Here is a 17,392-nt window from a genome sequence, read left to right as displayed (position 1 = left end):
TGCTTGCATGAGGCGCTGGGGCGCCCCATGCAACACGTAATTGGGACATAGCCTTTTTTATGGCAGTCAGCAAGGAAAGCGTGCCAGTCTGCGCCCATATCCCCACATGTCATTGCCCTACCTATCCCATCGGGGTGACTGCATCCGTTGCCCAGCCAAGGCGGCCTTTGTAGATATCTCGTCAACGCGGCAAGAGGATGCTCCCCCTTCGAACCAGAACCAGCTCTGCGCCACCACCCGGCCTCCTCCCTCAGGCGGCTCTCGAACCACCCCGGCTGCTAGCTTCTGCCATCGCAGACTTGCTGCGCCGTTCACCGAACCCGTGTTGTTATCCCTTCATTGCAAACCACATGACAGTAGCCGCCAGCCAATAACAAACAACCCGGCCAGAGCCGGGTTGTTTGGGTGCCTGCCAATACAAGCAGCGGTTGCGTCGCCCTCCCTGGCGCCCAGCAGCATTACGCCAGGCGGAAACGACCGATGGTCTGACGCAGACCGGCGGCCAGCTGGCTCAGCTCCAGGCAGGCGCGGGCGGTGTGATCGGCCCCAACGGCGACCTCGTTGGAGGATTCGTTGATCCGCTCCACGTTGCGACCCAGCTCATCGGAGACCGCATCCTGCTCGCCGCAGGCGCTGGCGATCTGAATGGCCATGTCGGCGATCTGGGCCACCGCTTCTTCAATCTGCTGGATGCCGTTGCTGGTCTGCTCGCTCTGACCCACGCACTGGCGGATCATCTCGCAGCTCTGGCCGGTCACCTCTTTGGCCTGATTGGCACGTGCCTGCAGGGTTTCGATGATGGCCACGATCTCACCGGTGGAAGCCTGGGTGCGGCCCGCCAGGGTGCGTACCTCATCGGCCACCACCGCAAAACCGCGGCCCTGCTCGCCGGCGCGGGCAGCCTCGATGGCGGCGTTGAGTGCCAGCAGGTTGGTCTGGTCGGCGATGCCGCGGATCACGTCAACTACCACGTTGATCTGGGCGGATTCACGCTCCAGCTCGGTGACCAGGGTGCCCGCCTGTTCAATCTCCTCGGCAACCCGGGTAATGGACATCAGCGAGCTCTGCACATCCTGATTGCCACGGCGTGCCAAGGCATTGGCGGAGCTGGCCGACTCGGATGCGGTCTCGGTGTTGCCTGCCACATCGGCCACGGTGGCCTTCATCTGGGCCATGGCGGTGGCGACCAGCGAGATCTCCTGCTGCTGGCTTTGGATCCCCTGTGCCGACTGCTCGGAGACGGCGCTCACCTCTTCAATGGCGGCACCCAGCTGAGTCACAGCGGCCACCACCTCTTCAATCAGGCCACGCAGGTTGTCCTGCATCTTGAGGGAGGCCTTGGCCAGCATGCCCAGCTCGTCGCGACCGATGTGCTGGCGATCCAGCTGATGGGTCAGATCGCCGGCGGCGATGGCGTTGGCCTGCGCCACCACGGCCTGCAGCGGCAGGCAGATCTGGCGGGTCAGGAACCAGGTCATGGCCACCATGAACAGCAGCAGGCTGCCGATGCTCACCATGGCAAAACTGGTCACCATGTTGACGCTGCCAAGCAGGCTGCCACGGTTCTCTTTCACAAAGCCCAGGTTCACTTCCACCAGACCGTTGACCGCCTGCTCCAGCTCGCCATAAATGGGGTTGGACTGGAACAGCTGATCCTTGGCCTGGGCCAGCTGACCCTGCACCAGCAGTTGATCCACCAGATTGACCGAGTTCAGATAGCGTTGCCACTCCTGCTTGGCGCGGTTGAACACCTGGCGCTCATGGTCGGCACCGACCGTGGCTTCATAGGCACGAAAAGCCTGCTCGACTTTCTGGACGCTGGCCTGGATCCGGCCGCGACGGGCCTGCAGATCGGTGGCGTCATCCACCATCAGCAGGGCAAACTGGGCACGGCGCACGTAGGATACGTCGTAGAGCAGGTTCTCGACCGAGAGCACGCTCGGCAGGGTGGAGTCGGTAAAATTCAGCACGCGATCGCGCACGCCGCGCAGCTCGCTGGAGAGAAAAATACCGAATATCACGTTGACGGCGGCAATGACCGCAAAGACCACGGCAATCTTTTTGCCGATAGACAGATTTTTGTAAAACATGGTGGCTGGTGATCCTCGACTGCTGACAAGCAGGTGCACAGTGGCGATCACATCCGTATGAACTGGTAACCCGGGCTTTCCTGGCGGGAGATGGGACGTAGCGAAAGACCAAGGGAAGGGTGGGTTTCGCGAGGGCGGCACTTTACCACAAACCTGCCTACTCCTTCACCAGATTTCGCCGCAACAAAGCAAGTTGTTTTTCCGTACAACCCGATCTTCATCACAAACTATTCAAGGCGACCAAATCATTTCAAATAGTTAGCCGATGAATGCAATCGATGCGCCGGCATGGACAAGTCAGGCCCGGCTCGCTGTAATGCAAGAGTTTCCGGATGGCGCCTCGCCGTCCCCGCCATCAAGCAAGAGAGGTGATCTTCATGGATAACGCGTCGGCCCCGCCCCTTTCCTCCTGGTCTGCCCAGCTGCGCGAGCAACTGCGGGCACGCCCGGTGATCGCCGTCGGCCTGCTCGTTGCACTGGCGGCCGTTGTGCTGTTGCTGCTGCAGAGTCTGGTGATGCTGGCCGCCGGCGACATCAGCCCCGGCGTTCGCTACGGCCTGCTCGGCGGCCTGGCCGGCTTTGCCGCCACCGCGCTCGGGGCCTTGCCTGCCCTCTTTCTGCGTTCGGTCCCCCAGCGGGTGGAAGACAGCATGCTGGGCTTTGCCGCCGGCATGATGCTGGCGGCCAGCGCCTTCTCCCTGCTGCTGCCGGGGCTCGAGGCGGCAGAGGGGCTCACCGGCAACGGCTTTCTCGCCGCCGCCGTGGTGGTGGCAGGCATGACCCTCGGGGTGCTGCTGATGCTGGGGCTCGATCAATTCACCCCCCATGAGCATGACAAGACCGGCCCCTGTGGTCCCGGTCACGAGAGCTGCTCCCGGGTCTGGCTGTTCGTGTTTGCCATCGCCCTGCACAACCTGCCGGAAGGGATGGCCATCGGGGTGAGCTTCTCGGAGGGTGACATGTCGGTGGGTCTGCCGCTCACCACCGCCATCGCGTTGCAGGACATACCGGAAGGGCTGGCGGTGGCGCTCGCCATGTGCGCCGCCGGTTTTCGCCCCGGCAAAGCCGTGCTGGTCGCCATCGGCAGCGGTCTGCTTGAGCCGCTCGGGGCCCTGCTCGGCGTCGGCCTCTCCAGCGGGCTGGCCATCGCCTATCCCATCGGCCTCGGACTGGCCGCCGGCGCCATGCTGTTCGTGGTCTCCCATGAGGTGATCCCCGAGACTCACCGCAATGGCCACCAGACCCACGCTACCCTGGGCCTGATGGCCGGGTTTGCCTTGATGATGACCCTCGATACGGCGCTTGGTTGATAAGATTCTGATATATAGCGTAATGTTTGAGCACTAGCGCCGTGACATCGGCGGGCAACGTCGCATTTCCCCACGCATAGAGGGCCAGCATGACATGATATTCCGAGTGATGATGCTGGGTTGTCTGCTGGCAGTCGCTCACCGGGCCGTCTCTGCCACCGAAATCTATCGCACGGCGGCGCAGCCCGAATCCGCCCCCAAATACACCCAGATGGCGGATGGCCGCATCGGGGGATTCTGCGTCGAGCTGTTTCGACTGCTGGAGCGCCAGGAGCCCGCCCTGCGCATCCAGGGCGATCAGCGCTTTGTGCCCCTCAAGCGACTGGAGAAGCAGGTGCGTTTCGGCCAGCTCGACTTCATCTGCAGCGTGGGCGACAACCCGGATCGTCGCAACCACTTCCTCTATCTGCAGCCCCCCATCTTCACCGTACGCTACCACCTGGCAGTGCGCAGCGATGATCCAATCGAGATCCGTCAGTGGGACGACGTCAGGGCCCTTGGTGAAGAGGGCATCATCCTCATCAATCACGGCAGCGGTGCCATCGAGCGGCTACAGGCCCTGCAGGGGCTCATCATCGACAGCGGCGGGATCAGCAGTGCCGCCAATTACGTCAAGCTGCTGATGAAACGAGGGCGCTTCGTCTACTACCGCTCACCCGGCTTCGAGGCCGACCTGCTGCGCCACCATCTGAGCGGCCAAATTCGCATCCTCCCCACCGCCATGGAGACCATTCCCTTCTATATCCTGTTTTACCAGCGCACCTCCCCTACCCGGTTGGCCCTGTTCGCCAATGCCCTGCAACGGCTGGCGGACAGCGGCGAGCTGGCTGACCTCGCCAAGCGCTACCCTTGAGCGCCCCTTCACATCGCGCAGCATCGGAATGCTCGGCGCCATCGCCAACTTTTGTTATGATCCACAACAACTTATTCGGCCGCATGGCCATCAAGACGAGGTGAGTGATGAAAGTAGGTATTATCGGCGCCATGGAACAGGAAGTGGCCCTGCTGCGCAGCCAGATGAGCAACCCGACCACCCTGCAACTGGGCGGCTGCGAGTTCTATCAGGGCACCCTGGCAGGCAAGGAAGTGATCCTGACCCGCTCCGGCATCGGTAAAGTCGCCGCCAGCGTCGCCACCAGCCTGCTGCTGGAAAAATTCGCTCCCGACTGCGTCATCAATACCGGCTCTGCCGGCGGCTTTGCCCAGGACCTGCACATCGGTGACGTGGTGATCGCCAGCGAGATGCGCTTCCACGATGTGGATGTCACCGCTTTTGGCTATGAGATGGGCCAGATGGCACAGCAACCGGCCGCCTTCCCCTGCGACGAGAAGCTCATCGCTGTCGCTCAGGATTGCATCGCCGAGCAGGGCAAGCATCAGACCAAAGTCGGCCTCATCTGCACCGGCGATCAGTTCATGTGCAAGCCGGACGCCATCGCCAAAGCCCGTGCCGACTTCCCGCAGATGCTGGCGGTCGAGATGGAAGGGGCGGCCATCGGTCAGGTGTGTCACATGTTCAAGGTGCCCTATCTGGTGGTGCGTGCCATGTCCGACATCGCCGGCAAGGAACAGGTTGAATCCTTCGATGCCTTCATCGAGGTGGCCGGCAAGCACTCCGCCGAGGTGATCATCAAGATGCTCGGCAAGCTGTGATCCCACTCACCACGCTGGAACAGATGGCCGCCACTCCGGCGGCCATCTTGCTCGGTGCCGCCCTGCTGGAGGCCATCGTGCCTTGGCCGGCCCACTATCGGCTCTCCGCCGTCGTGCCGCTGCTGACCCGGCTGGGTCACAAGGTGTGTCGCCCCGATGGCGCCCCCGGGCAGCAATTGCAGGCAGGTCTGTTGGCCATGCTGATTGTCTGGCTGCCTTGCGCCGCCGGACTCTGGGCGGTGCGCAACCTCTCGCTCTCGGAGCCGCTGTTCGATCTGCTGTTTCTGCTGCTGATGCTGGAATCGCGTCCGCTGCGGGAGCTGGCCCGTGCCACTCGCTCGCTGACAGACCAGGATACGCTGGTGGTGGCCCGGCTGCAGGCCGCCCCCTGGCTCAGGCGCGATACCGGCAAGCTATCTCTGATGGGGCTTGCCAAGGCGGTCAGCGAAAGCTGCACCCTGCGCCTGATAGGGCAGTGGGCCGGCCCTCTGCTGGGATTTGCCCTGGCGGGTGTGCAAGGCGCCCTGCTGTGGCGCCTCGCCCAGTTGATGAATCAGGGCTGGAGTCCGAAACTGCCAGCCTTTACCCACTTTGGCCGGGCCGCCGCCGTGCTCTATCAGGCCCTGTGTACCCCTGCCATCTTGTTGCTGGCACTGCCCTTGTGCCTGACCCAACTGCGCCAGCTGGCAAGCCGGCTGCGCATGGCGATACGCTGGCCCTACCCCGCCATGGGAATACTGCTGGCGCTGCTGTCCGGCTCGCTGGGCTGCAAGCTCGGTGGCCCCCGCTACTATCAGGGCAGCTTGATCCGTTTTCCCGTGTTTAACGCCGCCGCCGAGCCGGATGCCGGCACGGCCCTGCGCCTGCTCAACCGCCTGCAACAAGCCGGTTGGGGCTGGTTGACGCTGGCATTGCTGCTCACTGTGCTGGAGCAGCTGCATGGCTAGATGGCTCACTCTGCTCTGCCTGTTGTGCGTGTCGCCCGCCCTGCTGGCCGGGACGCCGACACGCATCGTCAGCCTCACCCCTCATCTGACCGAACTGCTGTTTGCCATCGGCGCCGGCGATCGCATCGTGGCCACCGACGATGCCTCCGATTATCCGCCCGAGGTCAAACGCCTGCCCCAGGTGGCCAATTACCGCAGCATCAATCTGGAAGCCCTGTTGGCCCAAAAGCCCGACTTGATCGTCGCCTGGCGCTCCGCCCAATCCCGCATGCTGGCCCCTGTCAAGCAGCTGGGGATCCCGGTGTTCTATTCAGAACCGACCGACTTTGCCTCCCTCGCCACCGAGATGCGGGCGCTGGGAGAAACATTGGGGGTGGAACAAACCGCCAATGCCGAGGCCGATGCCTATCTCGCCCGCCTGGCCGCACTTGGTCAGCGCTACGGCAAGCCCAAGCATATCAAGGTGTTTTATCAGCTCTGGTATCCACCGCTCACCAGCGTTAGCGGCAATGCCTGGCCCGCCCAAGCAATCGAGTTGTGCGGCGGGGAAAACGTGATGGCAGCTGCCCGCACGCCCTACCCTCAGGTCAGCCTGGAGCAGGTGATCAAGGCCAATCCGGCGCTGATCCTGGCGGGGAGTCAAGATCCTGACGCTCTGCACCACTGGCAACAGTGGCCCAATCTGGACGCCGTCTGCCATCAGCACCTGCACCTCATCAACTCGGATGAACTGCATCGTTTCACCCCGAGAGCGCTCAACGCCGTGGAGCAGATATGTCGGGTCATTGAAGAGGCGCAACAGCCGAACCAGTAGGCCACGTTGCGTGGTTATTTTCACAATAAAAAACACCGGCCAACGCCGGTGTTTTTTATTCAGCAGACATGTGATGAGGGATAGCCGTTATTTCTGCTTGAAGATATCCAATCCGACGAAATAGACGGAATCGTGACGCTGGAAGGCATCGGCATAAATCGGCTTCGCATCATCAAAGAAGCGCTCGAGGATAGTCTCGGCCTCTTTTATCTTGGCTTCGAACTTGTCAGGAGCAGCGTCAAGCAGGGTCATCATCAAACCTATGATGTTGGCGTAGAAATAGTTCATCGAGCCAATCAAAATGCGATAAAGATGGCAATCACGGCTCATCAGCAAATAAAGCAGATAATCGTGATGACGCTGCATCATGGCCAATATCTCATTGTGCTCGTATTTGACCGTTTGCCAGTCGGTACGCAACTTCTCCAGCAAATCGTCAAACAGCGGTACATTGAGCGCGGCATTGAAGTCGATACTGGTCATGTCGAACGGCTGGAAGCTGCGCGCCATCAGCTCATCAAGCAGAGCGATTTTATCCAGCTCAGGGCCGCTGATTTGCAGAGCATCAACCCGTTGAGGGATGGCACCGTCAATGTAGGCACCATCACTGCAATTCAGGCAGCGTATATCCGGATGGCCAGTCAGCACGCGCGTCATATTATGAATGGCCAGACCAAACAGGTGATTGATCCGCACTTCCCCGCCAAAATTGCCCGGAGCCGGGAATGTATCCTTCAAATTCTCGTCGTACTTGGCTTCTTTCTTCTCGTTGTAATAGAGGCTCAGACTGGAGTGATGCTTGTCTGCATACTTGTAGCCATTGTCTATCCCGAACAGGTATACCTGCTTGAAACCGAGCAGGGCTGCATAGTTGAGACCGGTATTGCCAACGAAGGGGTTGGAAAACTCAATGGACTCATACTCGAAAGTCTGACCCAAACGGCTGGCCAGCATGGCAAACATGGGTTCATTAGGCTTGAAAGTCAGCCCCGTTTTGCGGAAAAAGGTCTTGCACTCGGGGTGGATCACATCGACGCTGAGGAACACTGCATTCTTGAGGAAATCATCCGCACCGAGAATGCGCAGGAAATCTGCCGAGCTCTTGGTTCGCTCCACCGCCACGTATATGTCAGGCTTGATGCCCGCCTTGTGCAGGGCACTGACGGCGGTACCGCAGGCGATGATGATGGCTTGCCCCTGATGCTGCCGAATAAAATCGATGCTCTGATCCAGCGACGGCCCATTACCGACCACGAATACCGGTACCTGCTCGGCCAACGAGGTATCCCGCTCCCGCTTCAGGAACGGCGTACCATCCTGCAGATGAGTGTGACTGTGGGCCAGCGCATAAATATTGTCATCAAAGAAGCCCCAGCCCGTCTTGAGCAGATAAAGCTCCCCCTCAGCCTTGTCGATCAAGTCATGCAGCTTGGGTGAGTGATAATGACAGAATGAGAAGTAACTCGCCGACCAGAAGGCGCCCTTGCGATGCAAGGCTTCCATCATGTCGGCCACCAGCAGTTGCTCATCCACACCGATGAAAAGATGCAGGCTCAGCGACTCCTGTTCCATATATTCGAGAAGTTGGTGCCAGTCGAAACAATAAAGCGAGGCATAGAACATGTCGAGGTCAGGCTCGAAGGCAAACAGATTCCTGACCCTGCATTTCTCATAAAGATAGCCAAGCTGATAACCCAGTCCGATCCCGTACATGAATGACAAGGGAATATCCGCATTCAGCGCCTTGCGAAGCGGCAAACCTTCCAGCGACACATTCTCTTTGAGTTCGGAGATGGTATTGTTATAGGCAATATGGATCTGCCCCTCCATACACCATTGAGGTACAAAATCGATGCATTGCAATACGCTCTGCTCGATCACCTCGGCAATCTGGGCTTGCGCTTCGGTAAAGGGATCGTCTCCATACAGGGAAACCTTGTCATCAAGCCACAGAATATTTGGAATGCCGTTCTCGTTGCAGAAAAACCGGAAGGGTCTGGTTGGCTGGTACTCTTTGAAAAAGGCATGGATCCCTGGCATATATTTTTCAAAGGCAGCCATATTGAGCTGATGGCGAACAGGCAGCACCGCCAGCATGGCGGCTTCCTGTTCTTTTTGAACTGCAAGACGGGAAAGCTCTTCCTCTGCACTTTCTATGTTTTTATTAAAATCCATTCGATATTTAACCCGCATTCGACTTGTAAAGGCTTGTTGCTCGCCCAGCCTTGGAGAATTGGCGCAATTCATCTTCTGCCAGACTCCTGGCGCTCGCGATTCGCTCATGGATCATTTGAAACTGCAACAGAGCCTGCTGCCGTTCCATATCAAGGTGGCTTTCCACAGGGAACTGCCGAAACACACCATCAAAAGCATCAAGATAGTGATCCATTTGTGCCTCCGCTGCCGACAACTCATTTCTCTCCAGCAGCAGCAACAGCTGGGTGCCGTGAGCCATCAACCCGGACAGAATGGCATCGCTCATTCCGTCCTGCCCGCTTTTTGCTGGGCAATGGCCTTGTCGCGCTCTTCGACCGGAATGGCATCCCAGCCGCTTTTGACGGTCAGCATCAGGGTCATCACCTCATCGATGGCTGCGATGTCCATGTCACGGCTGGCATCCATCATTCGTGCCTTCATATAGTCATACAGAGCAAAAAGATCCTCAGGCACCTTGCCGTAAGAGAGATCCAGCGAGTCCTGCAAACCATTGATGATGGCCATGGTCTTGGACACAGACTGGGATTTGCCCTCGAAATCACGACGCTCGATGGCGCCACGGGTCTGGGCAAGCCGCTCGAGACAGCCCTGCATCAGCAACTGGATCACCCGGTAGGGATCTGCCACTGCAAGCTCGGACTGCAGATTCTGGGTGGTATACGCCTTGATATTTTTCCGATACATACGAGACACGGCTCCTGACTACGTATTAATTCGATTTGGTATTGAGCAAATTGAGATAAGAGGCCGACTTGTTCATCTTGGCCAGCATGGAGTCCAGGCTGCCATAACGGGCACGCAAGGTCTCCTGATACTTGGTCAGCTGAGAGGCGACATCCGACTCCTTGCGGCTCACCTCACGCAGATCCGAATTCAGCGTATCTTCCCGCTTGGCCAGCAAGCCACCGGTTTTGGAATAGGTTTCCAATTGTCCGGCCAGTTTACCTGCCACCCCATCCTTGCCGCCAAAAACGGCCACCACCTGATCAAAGTTTTTGTCGATGGCCTCGCTGAACTTGGTGTCATCAATGGAGAGAACCCCTTTGTTGTCCATCTTCACACCCATCTGGAAAATCGTTGAATAGGTTGAGGATTTTTGTGAGGGTTCGGTAATGGCACCGTTCATCATGTTGATCACGGCGCGTGTCGTCGCGTCACCAGCCAGCGCTCCGCCATCATTCTGGCTTTTTCCGGCCACGATGGAGTTGCGTTTGCCCAGCTCATTGCTCTTCTTCACCAGGGCGTTGTAGCCGTCGACAAAGCTTTTGACCATGTCTTTGATGCCGGCCTTGTCGGTACTTACATCAACCTTATTGGAACTGTAGGACTTGACGGGATTGCCGCCTGCATCGGTAGAGGTCGTACTGTCCGACTCTCTCAGCACGGTCAGTTTGAGCCCGACGATAGTGCCATCAAAGGTATTGGTCGCACTGGTCAGCGTGTTGCCATCTACCTTGATCTTGGCATCCTGAGCATCCTGGCGCTTGGTCAGCTTGGAGACCAGATTGTCGGTCAATTCGGTGGTGTTGCCAGTGATCTGCAGATCCTTACCACTGCCGCTGACCCCTGAATCGATCATCAGCTTGGATTTGCCATCGGAGGTATTCATGATGTTGACGCTCAGACCGAAGTTGTCTGCGTCATTGTTGATGCGCTTTCGAATGGATTGCAGCGAATCGCCAGCTTTGACATCGACATCAAAGGTCTTGTCGCCCGCCTTGAACGTCAATTTTCCGTCTTGGGTGATAAGAGGGGTGGTCGACGAGTCGAAGGTACCGTCAAATTTGCTGGTTTTTGCCAGCTGTTCGACGCTGATATCATATTGCCCATTGGAGGCCCCGGCCTTGCTCTCCACCTTGAGCACTGGCTTGTCCTTGTCCTGGGTAATGTTGATGGAGCGTTTGTTGAACGCGTCATCTTTCGCCATCGCCTGCAAGGTCGTCACAAAAGAGGCGATGGCAGATTTCAGCTGCCCCACACCGGAGAGAGTGATTTGAGTGTTGGTCTTCTTGGTGGTGATGGGCTGCATCAGCTGTGCTTTTTTGGCATCGACGCTGGCAGCAATCACTGACTCCAAATCGAGTCCGGAGCCGGCACCTGCAGACGTAATGGTGGGCATACTCACTCTCCTCTTAAGTTTTCATATCAGATCTCGTTATCGAGCAGCAACCCGGCGCGTGAACCTCCTCCGGTCGCATCACTCTCACGCAGATCTTTAATTCGTTTGCTGATAGCCAGCAACTCTTCGCTCGGGATTTGCCGGATCATTGACTTGGTCTCGGCGTCTACCACCTTGATCACCACCTGATCCAGATCCTTTTCAACACTGAAATTGACGGTCCAACCTTGCAACTTACTGAACTCCTGCAACTTTTGGACCTCATTTTCAATGTCTGCCTGAGGCACATCCTGTTTGGCGTTTTTTTCACCAGACTGTCCCTCTTGCTGTTTTTTCACATCCTGTGCCGTCACCCGCTGCTCTTCCGTCGTGCCAGATAGCACTTGAGCGGCCGATTGGCCGCTCTTGCTACTTGACTGAAGAGAAGAAGGAGTGACCGATGACGGGATCCCAATTTCATTGGCCATATCGTCGCTCCTCTTTCTATCTCATCACTGCGTTTCTGTTAACCCAGCAAGGACAGAGCAGATTGCGGTCTTTGGTTGGCTTGCGCCAAGATGCTGGACGCGGCCTGTTGCAGAATGTTCTGCTTGGTCAGGTTGGCAGTCTCGGTCGCAAAGTCTGCGTCGCGGATACGAGAGCGTGCTGCGCTCAGGTTCTCGGAAACGTTGGACTGGTTGCGAATGGTCGAGTCGAAGCGGTTCTGCACCGCACCCAGCTCTGCCCGCTTGCTGTCAACGGCCTTGATCATGAAATCAAGGTTGGCCATGGCAGTCTGTGCATCCTTAGCAGTAGTGATGCTGCTGACGCTGGTAGAGGTTACGGCTGTCGTGCCCTTGGTGATAGTGTAAGGTTCACCGGAGGCGCTGGTCGCAACGGTTGCACTACCCTTGGTCGACTTAGCAATACCGCTGATGGTAAAAGCAGAGGTCATCTTGAAGGTAATGGTCTGACCGGCATCAGCACCTACCTGGAACGACCCTTTGTAGTTGCCATCCAGCAGCTTTTGACCACCAAAGGTGGTGTCGTTGGAGATACGGTTGATCTCGGTGGTCAGTTGGTCAAACTCTTGCTGCAGAGCAGTACGGTCATCGGTGTTGTTGGAGCCGTTGGCGGACTGTTGTGCCAGCGTACGCATGCGTTGCAGCATGCTGGTCACCTCATCCATGGCACCTTCAGCCGTTTGGGCAACAGAGATACCGTCGTTGGCGTTGCGGTTGCCTTGATCCAAGCCGTTGATCTGGGAGGTCAAACGGTTGGAGATCTGCAGACCGGCAGCATCGTCCTTGGCGGTATTGATACGCAGACCGGAAGCCAGTCTGGTATAGGACGTATCCAAGGACTTGTTGGTGTTCATCAGGTTACGCTGGGCGTTCAGTGATGAAGTATTCGTGTTGATATACATGGCCATAAAATATTCTCCCGAAGAACATGCGACTGCGGGTTGCACCGCCAAAGCGGCGTCCCACCGTTAGAAGAACAGGTTGAACGAGCCTGATTCTTCTGGCGGGTGTCTGTTTGAACGAACAGGTCACCCGCAGTAGTGCAAACGTTGGATTCCGAACACCCCTCGATTGCTTCACTTTATTTAACGGCAGCACGGCAACAAGCTTTAGGAAAATAATTGCCGAAGGCGGCAAGTTTTATCCGGCAAAACGGCAGGGGGGCGGCAAGTCATTCTCAGTGAGCGGGAGTACAGCCTAACACTGGTGGGAAGGAGATGGGCTTAAAGTATTGGCACAGTTTGTGCTTTGCTATGGGGGAGTGGCGTCAATTTGACGGCACAATAAAAAGAGGCCGGAAAATCCGGCCTAAAACGAGCATACGCTCAGGAGAATATGACCAAGCGTGACAGAACTGAACAGCTGTACAACACTTGGCTTTACTAATAAGAGAATAGATTCTCTCCCGATAGAACAGAGTGCGAACCGAACACCCCTTTGTTCCATCTCTTGACCAGGGCGGCCTGAACAACCGCCCTGTTTTCTTTTATCAGCCCTGCAGCAGGGAGAGTGCTGACTGCGGACGCTGGTTTGCCTGAGACAGTATGGTCGAGGCAGCCTGTTGCAGAATGTTTTGCTTGGTCAGGTTCGCGGTTTCGGTCGCGAAATCTGCATCGCGGATCCGTGAACGCGCTGCATTGACGTTTTCAGAAACGTTCGCCTGGTTGCGAATGGTCGAATCGAACCGGTTCTGCACCGCACCCAGTTCGGCACGCTTGCTGTCCACCACCTTGATCATGTAATCCAGGTTAGCCATGGCCGATTGTGCATCTTTGGCGGTAGTGATACTCCCAATACTAGTTGTAGTCACTGTCCCACTCGGGTTCTTCGCCACAGAATAGGGCTCACCGGTTGTTGTTGTTGTAACTGTTGCATTACCTTTCGTTGCTGATGCCATTCCAGATATGCTGAAAGCCGTGGTCATCCGGAACGTGATGGTCTGACCCGCGTCGGCACCAACCTGGAAGGAGCCCACATAACCACCATTGAGCAGATTCTGACCACCGAAGGTAGTGTCTTTGGAGACTCGGTCGATTTCAGTCATCAGCTGAGTGTACTCTTGCTGCAACGCGGTACGGTCATCGGTGTTGTTGGAACCGTTGGCGGACTGCTGAGACAGGGTACGCATCCGTTGCAACATGGAGGTGATTTCATCCATGGCGCCTTCAGCAGTCTGGGCGACGGAGATACCGTCGTTGGCGTTGCGGTTGCCCTGATCCAAGCCATTGATCTGGGAGGTCAAACGGTTGGAAATCTGCAGGCCGGCGGCATCGTCTTTGGCGCTGTTGATGCGCAGACCAGATGCCAGACGGGTGTAGGATGTATCCAGAGATTTGTTGGTGTTCATCAGGTTACGCTGAGCGTTAAGCGATGAAACGTTCGTATTGATATAAAGACCCATGACTATTCTCCTAAGCTATTAAATTTACTATCTAATTTGCTCGAACTTTATTGTCTTTCCTGTTCGATGCGTCTTATTTAACGGCCTCTTTTTCGATGTCTTTAGCATTATTTTCAACGCTTCATCGCATTAACGCCGCTTACCCTATTTATCGGCATGTTCTCGTTGAACTTGAGGAAAAAAATGCTCTGTTCTTCCCGCTAAGTTCACTAGGCAAACAACAGAGGGCGATAGGCAAGGCAGCGTGAACCTTGCTGGCCATCTGGTACCGTTCAGATACCATGACGACGGCCGGCAACATCACCGCCGATAAAAACTGGGTCTGGCTCCCACTTCTTGCAGGCAGCCATTGGTCAGACGCCGCAATCCCCCCTAAAATCGCGGCCCCATCAACAATTGGACGTGAGTTGTTCTCCATGCAGACACTGGTTGAGCAGATTGTTTACATCAGCGACATGTTTGGTACTGCGGTATTCGCGTTTTCGGGGGTTTTGGTGGCGGGCCGCCTCAGGATGGACGGTTTTGGTGTCATGGTGTTGGCGGCAGTCACCGCCATCGGGGGCGGTACCATCCGCGACATGATCCTGGGGGCCACCCCCGTCTTCTGGGTACGCGACCCGCTCTACATCTGGGTGGTGATAGCAACGGCACTCATCGGGATGTGGATGGTCAAGCTGCCCCGCCGCATGCCCTGGTACGTGCTGCCGGTCGCCGACGCCTTCGGGCTGGCACTCTTTACCGTGATCGGGGCGCAAAAAGCCCTCAACTTTGGCACATCGGGGCTGATTGCCGTATTGATGGGCACCATGACAGGGGTGGCCGGCGGCATGATCAGGGACGTGCTGGCTCGGGAAGTGCCCATGGTCTTGCAAAAAGAGATCTATGCCACCGCCTGCATCCTGGGGGGGATCCTCTATACCCTGGCGCTGGAGATAAACGTGGATCGGGTGACCGCCATGCTCATCTGCATGACGGCGGTATTCGGTTTGCGGGTGGCGGCTATCTATTGGCATTTGTCACTGCCCACCTTCTCCCTGCAGCGCAATTGATGCCGTGGCCAGGGGGAGAGTCGCACTCCTGGCCAGGTTGCGTTGAACCAAGCAGGCTTTTCTGTTGTCATAAGGTCCAGTGTTGTAAGCCGGAATCCCTCATGCAAAAACTTGGACTCATCACATCACTGCTATTGATGAATGTGGCAACGGCGCAGGCCGAAGCGCAGGTACTGTTTGGACGGCTGGCCTCCACCCCGGTGCAGCAGTTCAACCAGCAGATCCGACAGGCAAGCACTGCCCAGCAGAGCTGGGTCAATGACTATCGTGAAGTGGCATTGCGTTTTGTCGGCCACAGCGACATTCCCAGTCGCATCCAGGCACAACAGCTGGACAACGATCTGGTGCTCTCCGTTGCCCTCGACGGCACCAAGAGCGACATGATCTACATCCTGACCCTGTTTCGCAGCAACAACCTGTGGCAGATGCGCCAGGCGGAGATGGGGTGGCGCTGTCAGGGGCAATCCACCTTTACCCCGGTGCCCTGCCCTTAACGAAAATCCTCTCCCCCGAGTGAAACAAAAAAATCCGGCTCATTGGCCGGATTTTTTTATGCATGCGTGAACGTCATATTACGGACGGTACACCTTGACGTTGGCAAAGCCTTTCTCTTTCAGATAGAGCGCCTGCAGCTTACTCATCACGCCTCGATCGCAGTAGAGCAAGTAGGTCTTCTCCTTGGGCAGATCGCCAAAGGCGGTGGCCAGCTTGAAGAAGGGGATATGCATGACCTCACGCCCTTCTACCAGCAGCGGCTTCTCGTCATGCTCGTCCATGGAGCGGATATCGAGGATCACCTCGTTGTCGCCGCTCTCGGCGGTAGTCTCCACTTCCTGCACCTCGGCAGCGGTCTCTTCACCGATGCGACGAATGTCGAGGTAACGGGCCTCGGCCACCACCTTGTCCAGAATGGCGAAGTCGAAGTTCTCCTCTTCCGCCTCGATGCGGGAGAGCTCGGCCTTCACGGTCGGCTTCTTGGAGATGACACCGCAATACTCCGGCATGGTTTCGGCGAACTCCAGGGTACCGATGCGACGGGCTTCACTGATGATGTCCGGCTTATCCCAGGTGATGAGCGGGCGCAGGATCACCTTGTCGGTCACCCGGTCGATGACGTTCAGGTTGGTGAGGGTCTGGCTGGAAACCTGACCCACGCACTCACCGGTCACCAGCGCCGGGATCTGGAACTCGTCGGCCACCTTGGCGGCGGCACGCATCATCATCCGCTTGAGCACCACGCCCATCTGGCCGTTGTCGATCTTCTCGAGGATCTCGGCCACCACCGGCTCGAAGTCCACCGCTGTGAAACGCACCCGGTGGGAAGAGCCGAAGCGGTTCCACAGGTGATAGGCCACCTGCTTGACACCGATCTCGTGAGCGGCCCCACCCAGATTGAAGAAGCAGTAGTGCACCCGGCAGCCGCGCTTGATGAACTGGAAGGAGGCCACACCGGAGTCAAAACCGCCGGAGATGAGGCTCAGCACATCCTCCTGAGTAGCGATGGGCATGCCGCTCAGGCCCTGATGGATGGCGCTGACGATGAAGAGCTCTTCGCCGTCGATCTCGAGGTTGATCTTCACATCCGGGTTCTTCAGACGCACGCCGTTGCTTGCGCAGTGCTGGTTCAAACCACCGCCCACGTAGCGCTCCACTTCGAGGGAGGAGAACTCGTGCTTGCCGTGGCGCTTGGCGCGCACGCAGAAGGTTTTCCCCTCGAGCTGATCACCCCACACGGCTTTCACCTGTTCGAAGATGTCGTGCAGATCGGTGAACTTGCTGGCCTGCACCTCGAGGAAGGCCTGAATGCCGGGAATACAGGCCAAAGCTTCGATAGCCTGTTCACGGAACTGGTCATTGCGGGAGCTCACGATCAGCTTGTCCCAATCCATCCGCACCCGGGCATCGTCGTCGAAGCGGCGCAGGACGTTGCGGATATTGCCCTGCAGGATCTTGATAAAGCGCTGGCGAACCGACTTGCTCTTGATGGTGATTTCCGGGAACAGCTTGATAATGAACTTCATGGTAATGACTCGGGTGACCTTGATTTAAGGGCGCGAATTATATCAGAACTTTGTGGCCAGCGCCTACTGGATGAGCGTTTGCTCACATTCCCCCACGCAATGTTTGCCGCACCGAGGCAATCTTGCGTATATTCCCGAACCTGCGTCCCGGCAACATTCCTGACCACAGACCCATTCGATGAAGACCTACATCTACTATCCCGGCATGGTAATCAACCGCAGATAGCCGAACCCCATCCAAAGCCGCGTAAACCCTTGCAGCCGTTGA

Annotated in this window: 16 protein-coding genes; 7 read left to right on the top strand and 9 right to left on the bottom strand. The window is 57.4% G+C overall.

All coding sequences use genetic code 11. The features are described 5' to 3' along the window. Nucleotides 1-458: 458 nt before the first annotated feature. Nucleotides 459-2,090: a methyl-accepting chemotaxis protein gene (locus tag QLG02_RS15460; RefSeq protein WP_282465604.1), complete on the bottom strand. Its 1,632-nt coding sequence runs from the start codon at nucleotides 2,088-2,090 to the stop codon at nucleotides 459-461. A 377-nt stretch (nucleotides 2,091-2,467) separates the two neighbouring features. On the opposite strand from QLG02_RS15460, the gene QLG02_RS15455 reads away from it, so the two are divergent. The 5 genes from QLG02_RS15455 to QLG02_RS15435 all read left to right on the top strand — a co-directional run bounded on the left by QLG02_RS15455 (nucleotide 2,468) and on the right by QLG02_RS15435 (nucleotide 6,814). Then, nucleotides 2,468-3,400, top strand: a complete 933-nt coding sequence (locus tag QLG02_RS15455; protein WP_282465603.1) for a ZIP family metal transporter — start codon at nucleotides 2,468-2,470, stop codon at nucleotides 3,398-3,400. 94 nt (nucleotides 3,401-3,494) lie between these two features. Further along, a complete protein-coding gene (locus tag QLG02_RS15450; RefSeq protein WP_282465602.1) occupies nucleotides 3,495-4,253 on the top strand; it encodes a transporter substrate-binding domain-containing protein in 759 nt (252 codons plus the stop codon). A 107-nt stretch (nucleotides 4,254-4,360) separates the two neighbouring features. Continuing rightward, on the top strand, nucleotides 4,361-5,053 hold the full coding sequence (mtnN, locus tag QLG02_RS15445; protein WP_219281514.1) for a 5'-methylthioadenosine/S-adenosylhomocysteine nucleosidase: 693 nt from the start codon (nucleotides 4,361-4,363) through the stop codon (nucleotides 5,051-5,053). Next, nucleotides 5,050-6,000, top strand: coding sequence for a cobalamin biosynthesis protein (locus tag QLG02_RS15440; RefSeq protein WP_282465601.1), 951 nt, complete (start codon nucleotides 5,050-5,052; stop codon nucleotides 5,998-6,000). The genes mtnN and QLG02_RS15440 overlap by 4 nt, the downstream gene beginning before the upstream one ends. Next, complete coding sequence (locus QLG02_RS15435; RefSeq protein ID WP_282465600.1) at nucleotides 5,993-6,814, top strand: cobalamin-binding protein; 822 nt, start codon at nucleotides 5,993-5,995, stop codon at nucleotides 6,812-6,814. The genes QLG02_RS15440 and QLG02_RS15435 overlap by 8 nt, the downstream gene beginning before the upstream one ends. Before the next feature lie 87 nt (nucleotides 6,815-6,901). Here the strand turns inward: QLG02_RS15435 and QLG02_RS15430 are convergent, their stop codons facing one another. From QLG02_RS15430 to flaA, 7 genes are all read right to left on the bottom strand, one after another. Further along, on the bottom strand, nucleotides 6,902-8,989 hold the full coding sequence (locus QLG02_RS15430) for a 6-hydroxymethylpterin diphosphokinase MptE-like protein (protein ID WP_348994635.1): 2,088 nt from the start codon (nucleotides 8,987-8,989) through the stop codon (nucleotides 6,902-6,904). 7 nt (nucleotides 8,990-8,996) lie between these two features. Next, nucleotides 8,997-9,296, bottom strand: coding sequence for a hypothetical protein (locus tag QLG02_RS15425; protein ID WP_166463618.1), 300 nt, complete (start codon nucleotides 9,294-9,296; stop codon nucleotides 8,997-8,999). Beyond that, nucleotides 9,293-9,715 (bottom strand): flagellar export chaperone FliS, encoded by a 423-nt coding sequence (gene fliS / locus QLG02_RS15420; RefSeq protein WP_077096643.1) that lies wholly within the window; start codon nucleotides 9,713-9,715, stop codon nucleotides 9,293-9,295. Before fliS ends, QLG02_RS15425 begins: the two co-directional genes overlap by 4 nt. A 25-nt stretch (nucleotides 9,716-9,740) precedes the next feature. After that, a complete protein-coding gene (gene fliD / locus QLG02_RS15415) occupies nucleotides 9,741-11,150 on the bottom strand; it encodes a flagellar filament capping protein FliD (RefSeq protein ID WP_282465598.1) in 1,410 nt (469 codons plus the stop codon). A 26-nt stretch (nucleotides 11,151-11,176) separates the two neighbouring features. Then, on the bottom strand, nucleotides 11,177-11,617 hold the full coding sequence (locus QLG02_RS15410) for a flagellar protein FlaG (protein ID WP_282465597.1): 441 nt from the start codon (nucleotides 11,615-11,617) through the stop codon (nucleotides 11,177-11,179). 38 nt (nucleotides 11,618-11,655) lie between these two features. Continuing rightward, entirely contained in the window at nucleotides 11,656-12,561 is a 906-nt protein-coding gene (gene flaB, locus QLG02_RS15405; protein ID WP_252451017.1) for a flagellin B, read from the bottom strand. Between the two features lie 581 nt (nucleotides 12,562-13,142). Then, nucleotides 13,143-14,054 carry a flagellin A gene (gene flaA, locus QLG02_RS15400; RefSeq protein WP_282465596.1) on the bottom strand — a complete coding sequence of 304 codons (912 nt, stop codon included), beginning with the start codon at nucleotides 14,052-14,054 and terminating at the stop codon, nucleotides 13,143-13,145. A 416-nt stretch (nucleotides 14,055-14,470) separates the two neighbouring features. Between flaA and QLG02_RS15395 the strand changes: the two genes are divergently transcribed. Then, nucleotides 14,471-15,103, top strand: a complete 633-nt coding sequence (locus QLG02_RS15395; RefSeq protein ID WP_011705587.1) for a trimeric intracellular cation channel family protein — start codon at nucleotides 14,471-14,473, stop codon at nucleotides 15,101-15,103. A gap of 101 nt (nucleotides 15,104-15,204) precedes the next feature. Continuing rightward, entirely contained in the window at nucleotides 15,205-15,597 is a 393-nt protein-coding gene (locus QLG02_RS15390) for a hypothetical protein (protein ID WP_039214967.1), read from the top strand. A 78-nt stretch (nucleotides 15,598-15,675) separates the two neighbouring features. Here QLG02_RS15390 and thiI read toward each other — a convergent pair whose 3' ends face one another. Next, the gene (thiI, locus tag QLG02_RS15385; protein ID WP_016350344.1) at nucleotides 15,676-17,124 is read right to left on the bottom strand and encodes a tRNA uracil 4-sulfurtransferase ThiI; all 1,449 of its coding nucleotides are present in this window, start codon (nucleotides 17,122-17,124) and stop codon (nucleotides 15,676-15,678) included. Between the last annotated feature and the right edge of the window lie 268 nt (nucleotides 17,125-17,392).

The sequence above is a fragment of the Aeromonas sp. V90_14 genome, from assembly GCF_029967615.1.
In the GTDB taxonomy this organism is placed as follows: domain Bacteria; phylum Pseudomonadota; class Gammaproteobacteria; order Enterobacterales; family Aeromonadaceae; genus Aeromonas; species Aeromonas hydrophila.
The sequence above is the reverse complement of the archived record's forward strand: the minus strand, read 5'-3'. Positions and strand labels throughout refer to the sequence as shown.

Coding starts and splice junctions, on each gene's coding strand:
- QLG02_RS15410 (WP_282465597.1), bottom strand. CDS start 11,617: ATGGCCAATGAAATTGGGATCCCGTCATCGGTCACTCCTTCTTCTCTT.
- fliS (WP_077096643.1), bottom strand. CDS start 9,715: ATGTATCGGAAAAATATCAAGGCGTATACCACCCAGAATCTGCAGTCC.
- QLG02_RS15430 (WP_348994635.1), bottom strand. CDS start 8,989: ATGGATTTTAATAAAAACATAGAAAGTGCAGAGGAAGAGCTTTCCCGT.
- QLG02_RS15460 (WP_282465604.1), bottom strand. CDS start 2,090: ATGTTTTACAAAAATCTGTCTATCGGCAAAAAGATTGCCGTGGTCTTT.
- flaB (WP_252451017.1), bottom strand. CDS start 12,561: ATGGCCATGTATATCAACACGAATACTTCATCACTGAACGCCCAGCGT.
- QLG02_RS15455 (WP_282465603.1), top strand. CDS start 2,468: ATGGATAACGCGTCGGCCCCGCCCCTTTCCTCCTGGTCTGCCCAGCTG.
- QLG02_RS15390 (WP_039214967.1), top strand. CDS start 15,205: ATGCAAAAACTTGGACTCATCACATCACTGCTATTGATGAATGTGGCA.
- fliD (WP_282465598.1), bottom strand. CDS start 11,150: ATGCCCACCATTACGTCTGCAGGTGCCGGCTCCGGACTCGATTTGGAG.
- QLG02_RS15450 (WP_282465602.1), top strand. CDS start 3,495: ATGATATTCCGAGTGATGATGCTGGGTTGTCTGCTGGCAGTCGCTCAC.
- thiI (WP_016350344.1), bottom strand. CDS start 17,124: ATGAAGTTCATTATCAAGCTGTTCCCGGAAATCACCATCAAGAGCAAG.
- flaA (WP_282465596.1), bottom strand. CDS start 14,054: ATGGGTCTTTATATCAATACGAACGTTTCATCGCTTAACGCTCAGCGT.
- QLG02_RS15395 (WP_011705587.1), top strand. CDS start 14,471: ATGCAGACACTGGTTGAGCAGATTGTTTACATCAGCGACATGTTTGGT.
- QLG02_RS15425 (WP_166463618.1), bottom strand. CDS start 9,296: ATGAGCGATGCCATTCTGTCCGGGTTGATGGCTCACGGCACCCAGCTG.
- mtnN (WP_219281514.1), top strand. CDS start 4,361: ATGAAAGTAGGTATTATCGGCGCCATGGAACAGGAAGTGGCCCTGCTG.
- QLG02_RS15435 (WP_282465600.1), top strand. CDS start 5,993: ATGGCTAGATGGCTCACTCTGCTCTGCCTGTTGTGCGTGTCGCCCGCC.